At 58.5% G+C, this 17,424-nt stretch carries 21 protein-coding genes; 6 read left to right on the top strand and 15 right to left on the bottom strand.

Annotated features, from left to right (window positions below; translation table 11 throughout):
• The coding region (gene nrdD / locus ACT67G_RS09815) for an anaerobic ribonucleoside-triphosphate reductase (protein WP_443664113.1) at positions 1-1,896 on the top strand (1,896 nt) is incomplete at its 5' end.
• Between the two features lie 63 nt (positions 1,897-1,959).
• Complete coding sequence (gene nrdG, locus ACT67G_RS09810) at positions 1,960-2,493, top strand: anaerobic ribonucleoside-triphosphate reductase activating protein (RefSeq protein ID WP_325244900.1); 534 nt, start codon at positions 1,960-1,962, stop codon at positions 2,491-2,493.
• A 44-nt stretch (positions 2,494-2,537) separates the two neighbouring features.
• Here nrdG and ACT67G_RS09805 read toward each other — a convergent pair whose 3' ends face one another.
• From ACT67G_RS09805 to ACT67G_RS09790, 4 genes are read right to left on the bottom strand one after another with little or no spacing between them, the layout of a single operon-like run.
• A complete protein-coding gene (locus ACT67G_RS09805; RefSeq protein WP_326216292.1) occupies positions 2,538-2,738 on the bottom strand; it encodes a hypothetical protein in 201 nt (66 codons plus the stop codon).
• A gap of 6 nt (positions 2,739-2,744) precedes the next feature.
• Positions 2,745-3,089: a TIGR04076 family protein gene (locus ACT67G_RS09800; protein ID WP_326216291.1), complete on the bottom strand. Its 345-nt coding sequence runs from the start codon at positions 3,087-3,089 to the stop codon at positions 2,745-2,747.
• On the bottom strand, positions 3,086-4,231 hold the full coding sequence (locus tag ACT67G_RS09795) for a tocopherol cyclase family protein (RefSeq protein WP_443664112.1): 1,146 nt from the start codon (positions 4,229-4,231) through the stop codon (positions 3,086-3,088). The genes ACT67G_RS09800 and ACT67G_RS09795 overlap by 4 nt, the downstream gene beginning before the upstream one ends.
• A 21-nt stretch (positions 4,232-4,252) precedes the next feature.
• Entirely contained in the window at positions 4,253-5,023 is a 771-nt protein-coding gene (locus ACT67G_RS09790) for a phage holin family protein (RefSeq protein WP_443664111.1), read from the bottom strand.
• Positions 5,024-5,152: 129 nt separating this feature from the next.
• On the opposite strand from ACT67G_RS09790, the gene ACT67G_RS09785 reads away from it, so the two are divergent.
• A complete protein-coding gene (locus tag ACT67G_RS09785; RefSeq protein ID WP_443664110.1) occupies positions 5,153-5,689 on the top strand; it encodes a pyridoxamine 5'-phosphate oxidase family protein in 537 nt (178 codons plus the stop codon).
• A 69-nt stretch (positions 5,690-5,758) separates the two neighbouring features.
• Here ACT67G_RS09785 and ACT67G_RS09780 read toward each other — a convergent pair whose 3' ends face one another.
• The 8 genes from ACT67G_RS09780 to ACT67G_RS09745 form a co-directional block, all read right to left on the bottom strand.
• The gene (locus ACT67G_RS09780; protein WP_443664109.1) at positions 5,759-6,319 is read right to left on the bottom strand and encodes a flavin reductase family protein; all 561 of its coding nucleotides are present in this window, start codon (positions 6,317-6,319) and stop codon (positions 5,759-5,761) included.
• A gap of 26 nt (positions 6,320-6,345) precedes the next feature.
• Positions 6,346-6,978 (bottom strand): radical SAM protein, encoded by a 633-nt coding sequence (locus ACT67G_RS09775; RefSeq protein ID WP_443664108.1) that lies wholly within the window; start codon positions 6,976-6,978, stop codon positions 6,346-6,348.
• A 187-nt stretch (positions 6,979-7,165) separates the two neighbouring features.
• Positions 7,166-8,554 carry an AmmeMemoRadiSam system protein A gene (amrA, locus tag ACT67G_RS09770; protein ID WP_443664107.1) on the bottom strand — a complete coding sequence of 463 codons (1,389 nt, stop codon included), beginning with the start codon at positions 8,552-8,554 and terminating at the stop codon, positions 7,166-7,168.
• Positions 8,555-8,856: 302 nt separating this feature from the next.
• Positions 8,857-9,612, bottom strand: coding sequence for a carboxymuconolactone decarboxylase family protein (locus tag ACT67G_RS09765; RefSeq protein WP_443664106.1), 756 nt, complete (start codon positions 9,610-9,612; stop codon positions 8,857-8,859).
• Between the two features lie 12 nt (positions 9,613-9,624).
• Positions 9,625-10,131: a cyclophilin-like fold protein gene (locus ACT67G_RS09760; RefSeq protein WP_325244881.1), complete on the bottom strand. Its 507-nt coding sequence runs from the start codon at positions 10,129-10,131 to the stop codon at positions 9,625-9,627.
• A gap of 19 nt (positions 10,132-10,150) precedes the next feature.
• Positions 10,151-11,125: an alpha/beta hydrolase gene (locus ACT67G_RS09755; protein ID WP_443664105.1), complete on the bottom strand. Its 975-nt coding sequence runs from the start codon at positions 11,123-11,125 to the stop codon at positions 10,151-10,153.
• A gap of 13 nt (positions 11,126-11,138) precedes the next feature.
• The gene (locus tag ACT67G_RS09750; RefSeq protein ID WP_443664104.1) at positions 11,139-11,678 is read right to left on the bottom strand and encodes a flavodoxin family protein; all 540 of its coding nucleotides are present in this window, start codon (positions 11,676-11,678) and stop codon (positions 11,139-11,141) included.
• The gene (locus ACT67G_RS09745; protein ID WP_443664103.1) at positions 11,675-12,256 is read right to left on the bottom strand and encodes a sugar O-acetyltransferase; all 582 of its coding nucleotides are present in this window, start codon (positions 12,254-12,256) and stop codon (positions 11,675-11,677) included. The genes ACT67G_RS09750 and ACT67G_RS09745 overlap by 4 nt, the downstream gene beginning before the upstream one ends.
• Positions 12,257-12,398: 142 nt before the next feature.
• Here ACT67G_RS09745 and ACT67G_RS09740 point away from each other — a divergent pair, with 142 nt between their 5' ends.
• Complete coding sequence (locus ACT67G_RS09740; RefSeq protein ID WP_325244874.1) at positions 12,399-13,295, top strand: LysR family transcriptional regulator; 897 nt, start codon at positions 12,399-12,401, stop codon at positions 13,293-13,295.
• A 27-nt stretch (positions 13,296-13,322) separates the two neighbouring features.
• Positions 13,323-14,144 carry a DNA-3-methyladenine glycosylase family protein gene (locus tag ACT67G_RS09735; protein WP_326215925.1) on the top strand — a complete coding sequence of 274 codons (822 nt, stop codon included), beginning with the start codon at positions 13,323-13,325 and terminating at the stop codon, positions 14,142-14,144.
• Between the two features lie 64 nt (positions 14,145-14,208).
• Here the strand turns inward: ACT67G_RS09735 and ACT67G_RS09730 are convergent, their stop codons facing one another.
• Positions 14,209-14,970: a 4Fe-4S binding protein gene (locus ACT67G_RS09730; protein ID WP_443664102.1), complete on the bottom strand. Its 762-nt coding sequence runs from the start codon at positions 14,968-14,970 to the stop codon at positions 14,209-14,211.
• Positions 14,971-14,984: 14 nt separating this feature from the next.
• Positions 14,985-15,989 (bottom strand): NADP-dependent oxidoreductase, encoded by a 1,005-nt coding sequence (locus ACT67G_RS09725; protein WP_443664101.1) that lies wholly within the window; start codon positions 15,987-15,989, stop codon positions 14,985-14,987.
• A gap of 204 nt (positions 15,990-16,193) precedes the next feature.
• On the opposite strand from ACT67G_RS09725, the gene ACT67G_RS09720 reads away from it, so the two are divergent.
• Complete coding sequence (locus ACT67G_RS09720; protein ID WP_443664100.1) at positions 16,194-16,646, top strand: Rrf2 family transcriptional regulator; 453 nt, start codon at positions 16,194-16,196, stop codon at positions 16,644-16,646.
• A gap of 164 nt (positions 16,647-16,810) precedes the next feature.
• Here ACT67G_RS09720 and ACT67G_RS09715 read toward each other — a convergent pair.
• Positions 16,811-17,424: hypothetical protein (locus ACT67G_RS09715; protein ID WP_443664099.1), on the bottom strand; the 614-nt coding region annotated here is incomplete at its 5' end.

Here is a 17,424-nt window from a genome sequence, read left to right as displayed (position 1 = left end):
AAGATCCTCAGCCTCATCGAGTGCTGCAACGAGGAGGCCAAGCAGGAGAACTCCAACAAGAACCCGGTGGTGAACTCCACCCAGCGGGACTACATGGCCGGCGAGGTCTCCCGGGACCTCAGTGAGCGGCTGCTGCTTCCCCCGGACATTGTGGAGGCCCACAAGGAGGGCATCATCCACTTCCACGACTCTGACTACTATGCCCAGCACATGCACAACTGCGACCTGGTGAATCTGGAGGATATGCTGCAAAACGGCACTGTCATCACCGGCACCCTCATTGAGCGGCCTCACAGCTTCTCCACCGCCTGCAACATCGCCACGCAGATTATCGCCCAGGTCGCTTCCAACCAGTACGGCGGCCAGTCCATCTCTCTGGCTCACCTGGCGCCCTTTGTGGACGTGAGCCGGAAGAAGATCCGCAAGATCGTAGAGCAGGAGATGGAGACCCTGGGCATCGATCCCGGCGAGGAGAAAATGCATCAGCTGGTGGAGGACCGCCTGCGGGACGAGGTTCGCCGGGGCGTGCAGACTATCCAGTATCAGGTGCTGACGCTGCTGACCACCAACGGACAGGCTCCCTTCGTCACCGTGTTCATGTACCTGGGCGAGGCCAAGAACGACCAGGAGCGTAAAGATCTGGCCATGATCATCGAGGAGACTTTGGAGCAGCGCTATCAGGGCGTGAAAAACGAGGACGGCGTGTGGATCACCCCTGCCTTCCCCAAGCTCATCTATGTGCTGGAAGAGGACAACATCACGGAGGACTCCCCCTACTGGTACCTCACGAAGTTGGCTGCCAAGTGCACCGCCCGGCGGATGGTCCCCGACTATATCTCTGCCAAGAAGATGAAGGAACTCAAAGGCGACGTGTATACCTGCATGGGCTGCCGCTCCTTCCTGACGCCGGACCGCTTCACCGACGCTGGTATCGGAAACATCGCCAATGCCGGCAACTATGAGCCTGGCAAGCACAAGTACTACGGCCGCTTCAATCAAGGCGTGGTGACCATCAACCTCCCGGATGTGGCCCTCTCCTCCGGGGGAGATATGGAGAAGTTCTGGAGCATCTTTGACGAGCGGCTGGAGCTTTGCCACCGGGCGCTGCTGTGCCGCCATGAGCGGCTCAAGGGGACCCTCTCCGATGTGGCCCCTATTTTGTGGCAGTACGGCGCCTGCGCCCGGCTCAAAAAGGGCGAGACCATTGACGGGCTGCTCTACCACGGCTACTCCACCATCTCCCTGGGCTATGCGGGCCTTTATGAGTGTGTCAAGTACATGACTGGCAAGAGCCACACAGACCCTGAGGCCACGCCCTTTGCCCTTTCCGTCATGCAGCACATGAACGACGCCTGCAAGAAGTGGAAGGAGGAGAGCGACATCGACTTCTCCCTCTATGGCACGCCTCTGGAATCCACCACCTACAAGTTTGCCAAGTGCCTCCAGCGCCGCTTCGGCGTGATTGAGGGCATCACCGACAAGGGCTATATCACCAACAGCTACCACGTTCATGTCACCGAGGAGATCAACGCCTTTGACAAGCTGAAGTTCGAGGCTCAGTTCCAGCACCTCTCCCCCGGCGGCGCCATCAGCTACGTGGAAGTGCCGGACATGCAGAACAATCTGGAGGCTGTACTGCAGGTGATGAAGTTCATCTACGACAACATCATCTATGCCGAGCTGAACACCAAGAGCGACTACTGCCAGGTGTGCGGCTGGGACGGCGAGATCCAGATCGTGGAGGAAAACGGCAAGCTCATCTGGAAGTGTCCCAAGTGCGGCAACACGGATCAGGACAAGATGAACGTGGCCCGGCGTACCTGCGGCTACATCGGCACGCAGTTCTGGAACCAAGGCCGTACCCAGGAGATTCGGGACCGGGTACTGCATCTGTAAAGGATTTCTATTTCACAAAGCGCCCCTGTCCTTGCGGCGGGGGCTCTTTGGCAGGAGGCCATCATGTACTACGGGGAAATCAAAAACTGTGATATTGCCAACGGTGAAGGGGTGCGGGTGACACTGTTTGTCTCCGGCTGCACCAACCACTGCAAAAACTGTTTTCAGCCCCAGACCTGGGATTTTTCCTATGGGCAGCCCTTCACCGCCGAGACGGAGGAGCGTCTTTTGCAGATGCTCTCCCCCAGCTATATCAATGGCCTGACGCTGCTGGGCGGCGAGCCCTTTGAGCCGGAGAATCAACGGTGTCTGGTTCCCTTTTTGCGGCGGGTTCGCTCCGCGTATCCGGATAAGACCATCTGGGGCTTCAGCGGCTTTACCTATGAAGAGCTGACCACAGAGGGAACCCATCCCCGCTGCGAAGTGACGGATGAGATGCTCTCTCTGCTGGATGTACTGGTGGACGGCCGGTTTGTGGAGGAGCTCAAGGACATCTCCCTGCGGTTTCGGGGCAGCTCCAACCAGCGGCTCATTGATCTGAACGCCAGCCGGGCCGCGGGAGCGCTGCGCTTTCTGCCGGACCGGGTAAGAGAATAAGAAACGGCCCGTGGACTTCAAGTTCCACGGGCCGTTCTTGTTCATCATATCTGATCCAGCTCCCGGGCGATCAGCTCACCGGCGATGGAAAACGCCCGGATCCGGCGCTTGGCCAGGGTGATCTGGGATTTGTACCGGGCCGGATTGCTCTTCCGCTCCAGGGTTTTAACGACTTCCCGCAGCTTGTGGAGGGTGGAGTCGATTTGGCGTTTGGCCTCGGTGAGTTCTTCTCTGGTGTAGGACATCATCGCTCACTGCACCGGCGTATCGTCGATCCGGGAAATTTCATCGGTTGCTTCCAGCTTGAAAATCACCGGCCGCAATCCATCGTTGCAGCTGCAGATGGCCACGCCGGGCTTCCGGATCCAGTCGCCATAGTAGAACAGCTCCTTCTCCGCTCCGTGGGCCAGGGCGAACACATACTGATAGATGGCCTTCCAGGCCTCGTCGCACAGCCCCTCGGGCTTGGCATAGTCTGCGTAGAACACCTGCCCCGCCTGGAGCATGGGGCAGGCGGTGAGCCCCTCCACGCCGTATTCCGCCGCCAGCTCCCTGTCCAGCGTGGTTTTCAAAACCGTGATCTTCACGCGCTTCATGCTTGACTCTCCTTTTCGTATTCCCCGTACTCGCAGCTCACGCTGCCTGCTCTCACCTTATCTAGGAGCTGCCAGCCGCCCCGCCGCTTTTCATAGAGCTTTACGGTTCCGTATCCGTTTCCACAGTTCCACAGCCGGGTGTGACGTTTATAGCCGTCCGGGGACTCATAGTTGATGAGGAGCATCTCGTCCTTACTGCAGGCGATCTCCACCTCCATTCGGGCTTTAAAGGTGGTCTGGATTACCTTCCAAAGGATTTGGCCGGCGGTCTCCGTACAGTCGAAGAAGGTGCGGCTGCCTGTCCAGAACTTGCTGAAATTGAACTCGTAATCCCTGCCCTCATAGTAAAACTGGCCCAGGAGCTTTCGCCCCAGGGCAATCCCAAACACTTTGGGATTACCGCCACCCACCTCGAATACACTGTTATGGAGCCGTTTGCCCGTAACGGTGCTCACCAGATCGTTGGAAGAAAGCCACACCCAGGGAGAGGTGAAATCTCTGCCCCAATTTTTGTCGGCGTAGCCATAACAGGTATCGGGATGAACCCGGTATTCCTCACCGTTCAGGCGCAGTCGGCCGTCAAAGGCAGTCTTCATCCCCTCGGCGTGCCAGAACATCTCAAAGGCATTGAGGCGGCGGAAGAACCTGGAGGCTCCGTACCCCACGTGATAGGCCACCTGCTTGTTGATCTGAATATCCCATTCCAGCTCCCCGGCATCACTCATCCACTCCGGATGGGCAGCAGCCTCCTCCGGCGTCACCTTCACATGACCGGTCATGTGCGTCTCCGTGCAGGTGCAATCCCCGGCCTTCAGGTTCAAGGGCGCATTCATGGGAACGGACACCTGGCTCCAGGGGAAAAAGCGGTGGAGCTGGCCCTTCTCTTTTCCCCAGAATCCCACATTGATCATGCAGTAGGAGGGGCGCTTCCCTGCCTGACGGCCCTCCGGATCGTTCCAGACCAGCATCGGCTGCTCCTGTGCCAGGGCGGGATTACAGAGAAAGTATTCGATATAAAAGGACTTGCGTTCTCCGGTTCTCACGTGTTCCGCGGTGAAGGAGTGCCACCACCAGTCATAGCCTTTTTTCGCCAGAGGGCCGCTCAGCATGCAATAATCCCGGGTGATGTCGCTTTTATTCATGAAACTTTCCGCCCCCCTTGCTTACTGTCCCCGGCTCTGCCGGACAATCAAATAGGCAACGAAAAAACAGGAAATCCATACCCCTGCAAGGCAGGGAAAATAGAGGCTCCGGGGCAGCCTGGCCACCGCCGGGTGGCTCAATATGCACAATCCCCCAAAGCCCACCAACGTCAAAACGCTGACCAGGATGAAACGGGGATTCCGGTTTTCGGCAGGTTCCAGGGCGGATTCCCAGGTTTGCCGGCGCTCAAGCTCCCGGAGCAGCAGATCTTCTTCCGGGCAGCCCCTGACGATGAAGTAGGGCCGCCGGATCACATTCCGGTTGGGGTGCCGCACCCAACAGGAAACAGCATAGTGGGAGCGGTTCTCCTTGACATGCTCCACTTTTAGAATCTCATCCGCCCCGGCGGGCACATGGGGCATCTGTACCAGGCGGTCCAGGAGCTTCTGCGTCTCGATGGTTCCGGCCACATAGCCCAGCACGCTGTGCCCGTAGTGGGAGAGGCGACGGGTATCCAGGGCAAACAGCCTATCATCTTCCGTGAGAAAAAAGAGCGTGACCTCTTTTACAGCTTTACGCCGCAGCCTCAGGGCCAGGACTGCGGTCAGCGCAGTGACACCGCAGCAGAGTACCAGAGCGGAGACTTCCCGGGACCAGTGCATGGAAAAGGACAGAACTGTTCCCGCCACAACAAGCAGCATCGCCAGCAGCACGATGCCAAGGCTCCCGCCCAGAACATGGAGCAGATAGTTTCCGGTATCCGGCGACATCCAAACCTTTTTCAGTGCCATATATCCCCTTCTCTCCTGCAGCCTGTTTTTATTATAATTCCGGATCCGCGGAAAAACAATGTTCTTCCCCGCGTTGATATCGGGCTTCACGAAGCGTACAATGGAATTGTTAAGGAGGCGAAGGAACCAATGTCTGAGAAACCCTATTATGCCGACGAAGCCCTCCAGGCGGCGGCCCGTTACTGGGATGAAAAGGACGCAGGCAGCGTCAAACTGGACAGAGCCAGGCTGCAAGCTATGGCAGAGGACTATATTTCGGCCAACAACACCTGTGCTTTGGCCACTGGAACCGGGGACTACGTGCGCTGCACCCCCATTGAGTACAGCTACCACGACGGCTGCTTCTGGATGTTTTCCGAGGGTGGCAAAAAGTTCATCGGCCTGGCGGAAAATACCAATGTCTGCCTTGCCATCTACGACAAATATGAGGGCTTTGGCAAACTTCACGGGATCCAGGTCATGGGAAAGGCAGAGCTGGTGGAGCCCTTCAGCGATTCCTATAACGCCCATGCGGCATTCAGGAAGATCCCACTCTCGGCCTTACAAAAGCTCAGCAGCCCCATGCATTTGATCTGCGTGCACCCGACGCGCATGGACTGCCTGTTCTCCGATTTCAAGGAGTTGGGCTGCGGGCCCCGGCAAACGCTGATTCTGGACGAAACATAAATCATACCGGACGGATATCCTCGAATCCCGAGAATATCCGTCCGGCTTTTTTTGCAGATTTCGAACCGCTTATTTCAGCTTTGCCCCATCCCGGAAGGCATTGCCCACCTTCTCGCCCAAGATCCGGTAAGCATTGTGAATGGAATCGAACGTAATGGGCCGGAGCTTGTCCGGGTCGACCCTTCCATCCTCGCCCAGCACCGACTCGTCGGCGCTGATGTTAACGATCTCACCCACCAGGCGGCAGCTCTCCGGGTCGTAGCTCACCAGGCGGCACTCCACCGCCATGGGCAGTTCGTCAATGAGGGGCGCGTCCACAAATTCCGACGGGGCAGTGTGCCAGCCCGCTTTTTCCAGCTTGTTGGCCACCTGATTGCCGGATTCGATGCCTACATAGTCGCAGGCCGCCATCTGATCCGCCGTGGCCATGCTGACGGTAAATGCCTTGCGCGCCAAGATGTTGGCGGTGGTCTTGTGCTCGGCGCTGATGCACATGGACAGCTCCTGATCGTCACTGATGCCGCCCCAGGCCGCGTTCATGGCGTCAGGCGTACCGTCGGCTCCGTAGGTGGCGATGATCAGCACCGGCTGGGGATAGATCCAGGGTTTTGCTCCAAAATTCTTACGCATGAAAGATCCCTCCTGTTTGATTCGTTTCAACAGTTGCCTATATACACATACCGCAGGTTTTCCCTGGCCACCTCGGCCAGGCGATAGACGGCCTCCACCGGCGTAGGCGGCCGGTCCGTCATGTGGTGACGGGGGAAAAAGCGGGTAACGTGCAGCGGGATGTCCGTGCCCACCGAGGCAAGCCAACCGGACAGGGCCCGCATTTCCCTCTCGCTGTCATTCTCTCCCGGCACGATCAGCGTGGTGACCTCCACATGGCAGCAGCCGGCAGCGAGAACAATGGAACGCTTGACCGTCTCCAGGTCGCCGCCCAATTTGCGGTACCAATCCTGGGTGAAGCCTTTCAAGTCGATGTTCACCGCGTCCATCAACGGCAGCAGGGCCTGCCACGGCTTCTCCCGGATGGTGCCGTTGGTCACCAGCACATTGCACATTCCGGCCTCATGGACGAGCGCCGCACAGCGGCGCACATACTCATAGCCCACCAGGGGCTCATTATAGGTATAGGCCACACCGATGTTGCCCCGGCTGCGCAAGCGCAATGCCTCGTCCACCAGCGCTTCCGGCGAGCAATCCCGCGTGGGGAATTCCTCCCCTGCCGCGGCGATCTGCGCGTTCTGGCAGAAGGGACAGTGCAGATTGCAGCCGAAGCTGCCCACGACAGCACCATACTGCCGGGATGGAACCGGCGCAGAGGTTTCTTCTCAATGGGATCCAGCGCCAGTGCGGTCAATTTCCCGTAGTTAAGGGAAATGATCTGCCCGCCCCGGTTGGCCTGGGCCCGGCAAAGTCCGGTCTGCCCCTCCTCCAGCCGGCAGCGGTGAAAGCAGAGTTCACATGTGATCCTCATAGATGTCGCACCACCCGGAACCGCTGGAGGGTATAGGGCTCTGCCGCCTGGATGCCGCCTTTCTGCCGGGCAATATCGATCTGCTGCTCCACCGTATCCACACCCTCCAGATCCGGCAGCAGCAGTCCCCGCCGCTGTCCGCAGCTGACGATGACACCGTACTTCTTGGGATCCAGCTGAGCGGGGGAATCCACCCGTTCGGGCTCTCCCAGCACATCCACGCTGTACTCCAGTTCATCCAGTTCGCCGACCTGAACAGGCGGGAAGCGGGGATCCCGTGTACCGGCGGAGACGGCGTTCTCCATGATCTCCCGAGCCACATTCACCTGAGTGGGGGCGATGGTTCCGATGCAGCCCCGCAGCCGTCCGCTGACGTGCAATGACACAAAGGCCCCGGCCGTCTGTCCGGTCAGCTCCTGAGGCAAGTCATCCGGCAGGGATTCCAGCTTCCGGCGGGTACGCACATAGGTCTCCAGAGACAGCCGGGCCAGACGTACCCAGGGATCCTCTCTGGCTCGGCGCGCCTCCATCCGGGCCCGCTGGGCCTGCTCACAGGCAGCAGCAAACCGGCGGTTTTCATCCTTACCTGTAACTGGGAACAAGGCCACTGCATAGCCCACGCCGAAGGTACCTTCGTGGCTCAGGAGCCGAGGCTCCACAGCCAAATCGTCCAGTGCCCCCGCCATCATCTGGAAGGAGCGCAGGCCGCACTCCGCCGCCCGCTCACAAAGGGACGGCTCCATCGTGAGAAACTGCAGGAAATCGCCGGAAGCCATGGCCTTTGTTACCGCCTCATCGAATACCGGGCCTTCCGGCGCAAGACCGTAGGGGCCGTTTTCTTTCAGTTTATGGGACAGGTCACCGCTGGCCACGAACACAGCCCGGCGTCCCAAAGCCTCTGCGGCTTCGGCCACACACCGGCCCAACCGGTAATGCTCCAGCGGAGAAAAGCCGGACAATCCCATGCGCACGATGGGGCACTCCACCCCCGCTTTGCGCAGGAAATAGAGGGGGATCAGAACACCGTGATCGAGAGCCGGGTCTCGCTGACCGAGCGTACCGGCCCTCAGCCCTGCAGCCTGAGCCCGGCTTACGATCTCATCCCGCAGTGGAACATCGTACTGCACCTGGATGCGTACCTGAGGCGCGCCGAAGGCCGACATATCGCCTACCGCTCCGCGGCCGGGGGCAATATGAAAATAGTCCCCGTACATAATCGTGTGGGACGAAGCCACGATGAGCACATCGGGATCCCACCGGGCCACCTGCTCCGCTGCGGTACGCATGGCACTGTCGGTGGCATGAATCTCCTGTTCCTGCCCCCTGCCCACCTCAGGTAGCAGCACCGGCGGATGTGGGGTCAGAATTGCACCAAGCATCGGCATATGGGAACGCTCCTTTCTCCGGTATGGCTGCGAAATCATACTTTGTCACAACTGATTGTACCCCATCCGCTGTGCCCTTACAAGCGGCGTCTTTTTGGATCTCCGATTACCCAACCCACAGATGGAAACCGTCCCTCATCCCATGCAGCTGCACCTCCATCGCTTCCCCTGGATCTGATGGGAGTGCTGCGGGCAAAATCCCCAGTCTTCTTTTCGAAGGCCATTGTACAAAAGGCCGGTCCTCCCATAAATTTGAGAGCTCCTGTCAGGTGGCCTGACAGGAGCTCTCGTTTTGATGAATCTCAGCCCAGCTTGCCGTATGCCTCGTCGGACACAGCCTCCAGCCACTCATTGGAACAATTCTCGCCAGGCACTTCCAGGGCCAGATGGGAGAACCAGCTGTCACAGGCGGCACCGTGCCAGTGCTTCACCTCCGGCGGGATGTTGACCACATCCCCCGGATGCAGTTCCCGGGCTTCCTGGCCCCACTCCTGATACCAGCCCCGGCCGGCTACACAGACCAGGATCTGCCCGCCGCCCTTGTCGGCGTGGTGGATGTGCCAGTTGTTGCGGCAGCCCGGCTCAAAGGTCACATTATAGACTCCCACCTGGCTGGTAGAAAGGGGCCGCAGATAGCTTCGGCCCACGAAATACCGGGCAAAGCCGTCGTTGGGCGCCCCGATGGGAAATACCATTTCTTTTTGATGCTGTGCCTTGCCGTCGTCACCGGGGACATCGTCAGACCAGACCTCCTTGGCCATGCGGAAAGCTGCCCAGGCCTTGGGCCAGCCGGCATAAAAGGCCGCGTGGGTCAAGATCTCCGCAATCTCCTGCCGGGTGATGCCGTTTTGTCTGGCGGTGGAGAGGTGGTACTGGAAGGAGCTGTCCACCAGGCCCTGGGACATCAGAGCCACCACTGTAACGAGAGATCGGTCCCGGAGGGAGAGCTTGTCCTCCCGGCTCCAGACCTCCCCAAAGAGCACATCATCATTCAGCTGGGCAAATTTGGGGGCAAACTCCCCCAGGGCCTCACGGCCCGCCGTCTGTTTTACTGCCATATGCAATACCTCCTATTTCAGAGAAAACGTAACGGAAACGGTTCCGTCCCCCAGCTTTTCCTGCAAGCCGGAGGGATCGTCGATCCTGGCGAGCCTGGTAAAGCTCCAGGAATTGGTGCCATAATAAATGGTAATCTGGTTGCCCTGGTAGAGGATCACATCCCCGGGCTGTGTGGTGATTTGGGTATCGTTTCGGGTCAGCGCCGTACCCAGGGGGCCCACCTTCTCAAAGCCGCCGTAGTCCTCCATCTCAATGGTCAGCGGCCCCTGGGCAAGCAGCTCCCGGAATTCTTCGGCGGAGCTGTTGTCTTCAAAGGTAGCCAGCAGTTCATAGTCTCCCACCGTGATCTTCAAAGCAGATTCCTCCTGACTGGGTTCTTCTTCTGTGGATTGCTGCGGATAGGCAGTCTCCTCTTCCGCCATCACCGCCTGGGATGCGTCAGAATCTGCCGGAGCTCCGCCTCCCCCGCAGGCGGAGAGGCTGAAAGCCGCAAGGAGCATACAGAATAATTTTACCACAGGCACCCTCCTTCGTCCCTTACTTCAAATACTCCCGGAAGAACTGCTCAATTCTGTCAAAGGGAATGATGTCCTTCCGGTCGTAGAGGTCGGTATGAACAGCCCCGGGAATGATGAGCAGTTCCTTGTTGTCGGCGCAGGGGTTGTCCTTCACCATGTCCGCAAAGGCATCACGGCTGAAATAGCAGGAGTGGGCCTTTTCCCCGTGAATCACCAGTACGGCGCTGCGGATCTCATTGGTGTAGCGCAGGATGGGCATGTTGATGAAGGACAGGGACGAGGTCACATTCCAGCCGTCGTTGGAGTTGAGGGAGCGCTCCGTATAGCCCCGCTCTGTCTTGTAGTAGTCATAGTAATCCTTCACAAAGAAGGGCGCGTCCTCCGGCAGCGGGTCCACCACACCGCCGGCGCGGGCATAGGTACCGTTCTTGTAGTCCTCTGTCCGCTGGGCGTTGAGGGCTTTTTTCGTTTCATACCGGGCGTCGGCGCTGTCTGCGGCATCGAAGTAGCCCTTGGCGTTCACCCGGGTCATATCGTACATGGTGGAGGCCACAGTTGCCTTAATGCGGGTGTCCATAGCGGCGGTGTTGAGCGCCATACCGCCGAAGCCGCAGATCCCCAGAATGCCCACCTTCTCCGGATCCACGAAATCCCGGGTGGAGAGGAAGTCCACCGCAGCGGAGAAATCCTCAGAGTTGATATCGGGCGACGCCACATTCCGAGCTTCGCCTCCGCTCTCTCCGATAAAGGAGGGGTCAAAGGCCAGGGCGGCAAAGCCCCGGGAAGCCAGTTCCTCGGCGTACAGGCCGGAGCACTGCTCCTTCACGGCGCCGAAGGGCCCGGACACGGCCACGACAGCAAGCTTTCCACCGGATTCCTTAGGCAGATACAGATCACCGCAAAGTTCAATGCCGTAGCGGTTGTGGAAGCGTACCTTCTCCCGCTTGACGGTATCCCGCAGCGGGAAAGAGTAGCCGTTATATTTGGAATGCATATGTTCGTCCTCCTTAAATGTTTTTACCCATCTCATAGGCCTTCTGCAGCGCAGGATGGCCCTGGATCTCCCCTACGGCTGTCACACCCCCGGCAAAGGCCGTTCCCGCCAGGCGGGTCTTTTCAAAGCAGTCGATCCATCCCTGTAATCCGGTGACCGCCCCGTCTACGGTGTGTTCATCCTCCTCCGCCGCAGCCGCCAGCAGGTAAATATCCCGAAAGGCGTAATCGGCAGGGAACAGTGGATTGGCCCGATCCAGCATGGTCTTCATCTGGCCGCTCATCCCGTAGTAATAGATGGGGGTGGCAAAGGCGATGACGTCCGCCGTCAGCATCTTCCGGGCAATGGCATCCGCATCGTCGTGGATGACGCAGCGGCAGGTGCTCTGGCAGGTGAGGCACCCCTTGCAGAACCCGATGGTCTTGTCATACAGCGTGACCTTTTCCACGCTGTTCCCAGCCTCCCGGGCACCCCGCGCGAATGCATCTGCCAGGGTATCAGAGTTGCCGCCCTTTCGAGGGCTGGTAGAGATTACCAAAACCTTCCTGCTCATTGCATTTCCTCCTCACTCAAGTGCCGCATAATACGCGCAGGCACGCCGCTCACAATGGTGTTCTCCGGAACGTCCCGGGTCACCACGGCACCAGCTGCCACGATGGCTCCGTCACCGATGGTGACGCCGGGCAGGATGGTGGCATTGGAGCCGATCCAGGCGTTCTTTCCAATATGGATAGGGGCGGGAACCATGGTGCCGCGATCATGGGGAGACATGGCGTGATTCAGCGTGGCCAACACCACGTTATGGCCGATGAGCACGCCATCCTCAATGAAAACGCCTCCCTGATCCTGGAATTTACATCCCATGTTGATAAATACGTTTTTTCCAATGTGAATGTTCTTGCCGCAGTCGGTGTGGAAGGGCGGAAACAGGGCAAAGCTCTCGTCCACCGGTCGGCCGATCAGCTGGGAAAAGAGTGTGCGCAGCTCTTCCGGCGTATGGTAGCTGCCGTTGATCTCCGCGGTGATTCTCAAGGCCTCCTGGCTGACGCCGTGCATGAATCGGTGGGCTTCACTGCCGCCCTGAACCGGTTTCCCACTGTTCAGGTGTTCCAAAAATGCTTCTAAATTCATCTGACTCTCCTGATTCTTTCTTGTGTCTAATTCATTTTAGCACCCTCCGGATTTAATAACAAATACCTATAAAGAATGCTTAGCCATGCTTGAAATCTATGTTTATGTTTCGCTATAATAAAAGAGCCAGGAGGTGGACTTTATGGAATTGCGCGTACTGCAATACTTTCTTGCAGTGGCCAGGGAACAGAACATCTCGGCGGCGGCCCAATCCCTGCACCTGACCCAGCCCACCCTCTCCCGCCAGCTGCGGGATCTGGAAGAAGAGCTGGGCAAACAGCTGATGATCCGGGGCAACCGGAAGATCACCCTCACGGAAGACGGCAGGCTGCTGCGAAAACGGGCGGAGGAAATCCTGGACCTGGTGGGCCGGACGGAAAAAGAAATTGCCCAGTCCGACGAACCTGTCAGCGGGGATCTCTATATCGGCACCGGTGAGACCGACGGGGTACGGCAGATCGCCAGAACCGCTCACCGGATCCAGGCAAGCTATCCGGGCATCCGCTTCCATATCGTCAGCGGTGACGCTGTGGACGTGTGCGAGCGTCTGGACAAGGGGCTGCTGGACTTTGGGATCCTTTTGGGCGACATAGATAAAGCAAAGTACCACTACATGGAGCTGCCCATGAAGGATACCTGGGGCATATTGATGCAGCGCAGCAGTCCCCTGGCGGAAAAGGACACTGTTTCTCCCCGGGATCTGTGGGACAAACCGTTAATTTTCTCCCGCCAGGTAGACAGCAAAGGCGGGTTGTACCGCTGGCTCAGGAAAGAACCCTCAGAGCTTCACACCGTGGCCACTTACAACCTGATTTACAACGCATCGCTGATGGTGGATGAGGGGATGGGCTATGCCTTTACTCTGGACAAGCTGGTAAACACCACCGGCAGCGGCCTCTGCTTCCGGCCTCTGAAGCCCAAACTGGAATTGGGCATGTACCTGGTATGGAAGAAATCCCAGATCTTTTCCCACGCTATGGAGCTGTTTCTGGAACAGCTCCAGGAAAATCTGTCTGCTTCTGGCGAGGAAGAGGAATGACCCCATCACGCCCGAAAGGAGAATCCCATGGAAGTCCGCATCCCCGATTTATTTGACCTGCAGAAAATCACCGACAGCGGCCAGTGTTTTCGGGTCACCCCGCTGCCGGGAGGCACTTACCGCTTCCTCACCGGGTGTGAGGTTCTGTACATCCGCAAAATGTCAGAGGAAACCTACCAAGTAAGCTGCGATCCGGATACCTGGGAGAGCATCTGGAAGCCCTATTTCGATTTGAGCCGGAACTACCGGGACATCCGCAAGGCCGTTCCGGCGGAGGACACCTTCCTGGATCAGGCCGCCCAGGCCGGCGCAGGCATCCGGATCCTGCGTCAGGATCCCTGGGAGATGCTGGTTACTTTCATCATCTCCCAGCGCAAAAGCATCCCGGCCATCCGCTCTGTGGTGGAGGCACTGAGCCGGCGGTACGGCACCAAAATCCAGGCCCCTACGGAAACACTTTACACCTTTCCCACGGCTTTGCAGATGAAGGATGCGTGCCCGGAAGATTTCATTGCCTGCAAAGCCGGATACCGGGCGCCCTATCTCTGCGACGCGGTGGAGCAGGTGCTCTCCGGCCGACTGGATCTCACCGGAATCGCCGCCCTTCCCGACGCGGAGCTGATCGCCGCCCTGGAAGCGGTGAGGGGCGTGGGGGTAAAAGTGGCCAACTGCGTGGCGCTGTTCGCCTATGGCCGGACAGCCTGCGCCCCAGTGGATACCTGGATCAAAAAGGTCATCCAAAAAGAGTATCAGGGGCAAAATCCCTTTGCCCGGTACGGCAATGCCGCCGGGATCATGCAGCAGTATTTCTTCTACTACGCCCAAAGTCACAAAGCAGAGACGGCGTAACGCTGTTTCAGAACGTAAAAAAAGCCGGAGGCCACGCATGGCCTCCGGCTTTTCCAATTTTCCGTCAGATGTACAGCTCTCCGGCTTTCCGCTCCGAGCATACCTTTTTCAGCGCCACATCCACTGCCGCCAACATCACAGAGCTGACCTTCCGGGCCGACTGGGGGCAGATGGACACGCACCGCATACAGGAAATACACCGATCCTTGTCGGTGCGCTTGGGGTCACTGGGGTCAATGGCCTGCACAGGGCACTTCGCCGCGCATAATCCGCAGTTGGTACATTCCTTGGTGGGCTTGGGCACCATGCCGGAGCCGCCCGCCTTCTTATAGGGCCGGTTGCCGGGGATCTCGGGCTCCCCATCATCTCCGGCAGACAGTTTTTTCTGGATCTTGCCGGCAAATTCTTGCAGCTGTTTTGCATCCTCTGCGTCAGGCCGTCCGGCGGCGTAACGGTGGGCAATGGAGTGCTCCGCAATGGCTGCCGCGGCTGCAATGACCCGGAAGCCCGCCTGTTTGGCGGCGTCCTGCAGCTCCACCAGGGTGTCCTCATAGGCCCGGTTGCCATACACGCACAGGAGCACCGCCCGGGCGCCGCCGCCGTTCATGGTAACAAGCCGCTCCACCGCCGTCCCCGGTACCCGGCCGCCGTAGGAGGGCACGGCGATGACCGCCACATCCTCCGGGGCAAGCACCACAGCGGAAAAGTCGGCGCCGCTGTCCGTCAGATCCACGGCAATGGGTTCGCCGTCCAACGCCCCAGTCAGCAGATCGGCAGCTTTTCGGGTACCACCGATAGGGCTAAAGGTTATTTCATAGAGTTTCATTTTCCAGTTCCTCCTTAGGAAATTTGTAAGATCACTTTTCCGTCCGGATGCCCCTCTGCCACCAGTTGCAGGGCATCCCGGGCGGTCTCCAGGGTAAAAACATGCAGATCGATCCGGGGCGTGATGCCATTGTGCTCCACGATTTTGGTTATGGTCCGCAGCTGCGCCCCATCCTCCCGGACAAACAGGAACCGGTATTCCTTTCCCTGTTTCCCGGCAGCGCTGTCATACCTGGCCCCAGCCAGGGAAAACAGCAGTCTTTTCCAAGCCGGGAACTGCTTTTTTGCCGCAAAAGCCCTGTTGGGGCCCATCCGCAAACTTACCAGCCGCCCGCCCGGCTTCAAAACAGACAGTTCGTGATCCAGCTCTCCTGCTCCCAGAGTGTCGATCACATAATCCACCGGGGGGAGAACTTCCCAGTAATTTTCCTTCCGATAATTCAGATATTGATCCGCGCCCAGGGCAAGGAACCGCTCCTGCGCCCGGGCATTTCCGGACACCGTCACATGGAGCCCCAGAGCCTTGGCCAGAGGAACCGCCATCTCTCCAAAGCTCCCGGAGCCGCCGGGAATGAGCACCGTCTCTCCTGCCTTTGCCTCCAGTTCCTCTGTGAGGCACTGCCAGGCAGTCAGCCCGGTAAGGGGGATGGCCGCCGCAGCGGCGAAGTCACAGCCGGCAGGCATCTTGGCCAGGGTACTCTGAGGAACAGACACGTACTCCGCAAAGCCCCCCAGCGTCCTCACTGGCAGGCGGGCATAGACAGCCTCCCCCACCTGAAACTCCGTGACAGACGCCCCCACCTGTTCCACAACGCCGGAACACTCGTTTCCCAGGGTCAGAGGCATGGAATAGTCCTGGATCAACCTCACACTTCCAGTGGCAATCAGCAGCTCCACCGGATTGACCGCCGCCGCCTTCACCCGTACCAAAACTTCTGTGTCTGCGATCTTGGGAATTGGAATCTCCCGCAGCACGGGATCAATGTTCTTGGAATAGCGCTGTATTTGTACTGCCTTCATGCCGGACCTCATTTCCTGTCGCTTCTTTTCCCGCCGGGCAATTTGGAATCATGCTTGTTTTTTGGCGGAAACCGTTATACAATATCGTTGTAAATCTTCATATTACATGTGTTAACAGCTTACCACTAGCATGTTGTAATGTCAACAGTTACATCATATAACCGTACCCCTTAGAATGGATTAGAATGGAAAGGATGTGTAACCATGCAGTTGAGTATGAAATGTTCTGTGGCTATCCACTGCCTGATTTTCATTCACGAAGCCCGGGGCGTGGCCAAAGTGACCAGCACCCTCCTCTCCCAATCTACCGGGGTCAATCCGGTGGTAATCCGGAACATCCTCAGCGCATTGAAAAAGGCCGGGCTGATCTCTGTGACCCGAGGAACCGGCGGAGCGGAGCTGTGTCGGGAGCCGGAGCAGATCACGCTGTATCAGGTCTACAGCGCTCTGGAGCCGCAGGGCCTCACCTCCCTCATCGGCATCCATCCCTGCAGCCAGCGACCCTGTCCTGTGGCCCGGAACATCCAAAAGGTGCTCTCTGGCCCCTACCACCAGATCGAAGACTCCATTCGGGAGACGATGGAGGGCATCACGCTGGCCTCTATGCTGAAGGATTTTCACCGGTATTTGGCGGAAGACGCACCACAGAAAGAATAAGGAAAGAGGATGGCGCGGACCGCGCCATCCTCTTTCCTATTTACGGCGAATGATAGAAAACGGGCATGGCTCACACCCAGCAGGATATGTCCGGCCCTGTCCGGTCTTGGGACCGAGAAAGGGAAAATTCTTCTCCGGCGCAGGCACTACCAGAAAAAACGCCTTCAGCTGCATTCCCGCTTCATGGCAAAATATCCGATGAGAACCGTCCACACATAGGCGCAGGTCTTGGGGATCATCAGCATGCCGATCATGGGCATCACATCCGCCCACAGCACCACCGGGATATAAAAGCCAAAGCTCAGCACGATGGTCAGCCACATCCACCGGAACGCCCGGTCACCCTGCTCTTTGGCGCTGCGGTAAAACAGCACGATCACCACTAGCCCCAGCAAGGCGAAGGGAATGTTGCGGTAGATCCCCCAGGAGAGGGGCGCATCGGCACTGAACCACTGATTCTGGGGCATCATGCACAGCAGGATGCGCAGTCCGGCCAGAACATACACGGCGATGGTCAGACCGCTCTGCCCCTTGACGCGATACCGCTGCCGCCAGACATAGTAGAGCAGCATATAAAAAATGGTCATGGTAACGGAGGTGATCCACTTTCCCAACCCCAGAAGGGCGGTGTAGTTTTCAAGGCCCGTGGTACAAAGAGCATATGCCCGGGGAATCAGATGGAAGGCGTCTCCCGCTCCCAGTACCACCGCCATGACGCCGAAGAGGCGGAATTGGCTGCTGCCCTTGCTGCCCCGGATCATCAGGATCCCGATGGTGA

The sequence above is a fragment of the Dysosmobacter sp. genome (assembly GCF_052306735.1).
In the GTDB taxonomy this organism is placed as follows: Bacteria; Bacillota; Clostridia; order Oscillospirales; family Oscillospiraceae; genus Oscillibacter.
Note: the sequence above shows the minus strand (reverse complement) of the source record. Positions and strands in the feature narration are given on the sequence as shown.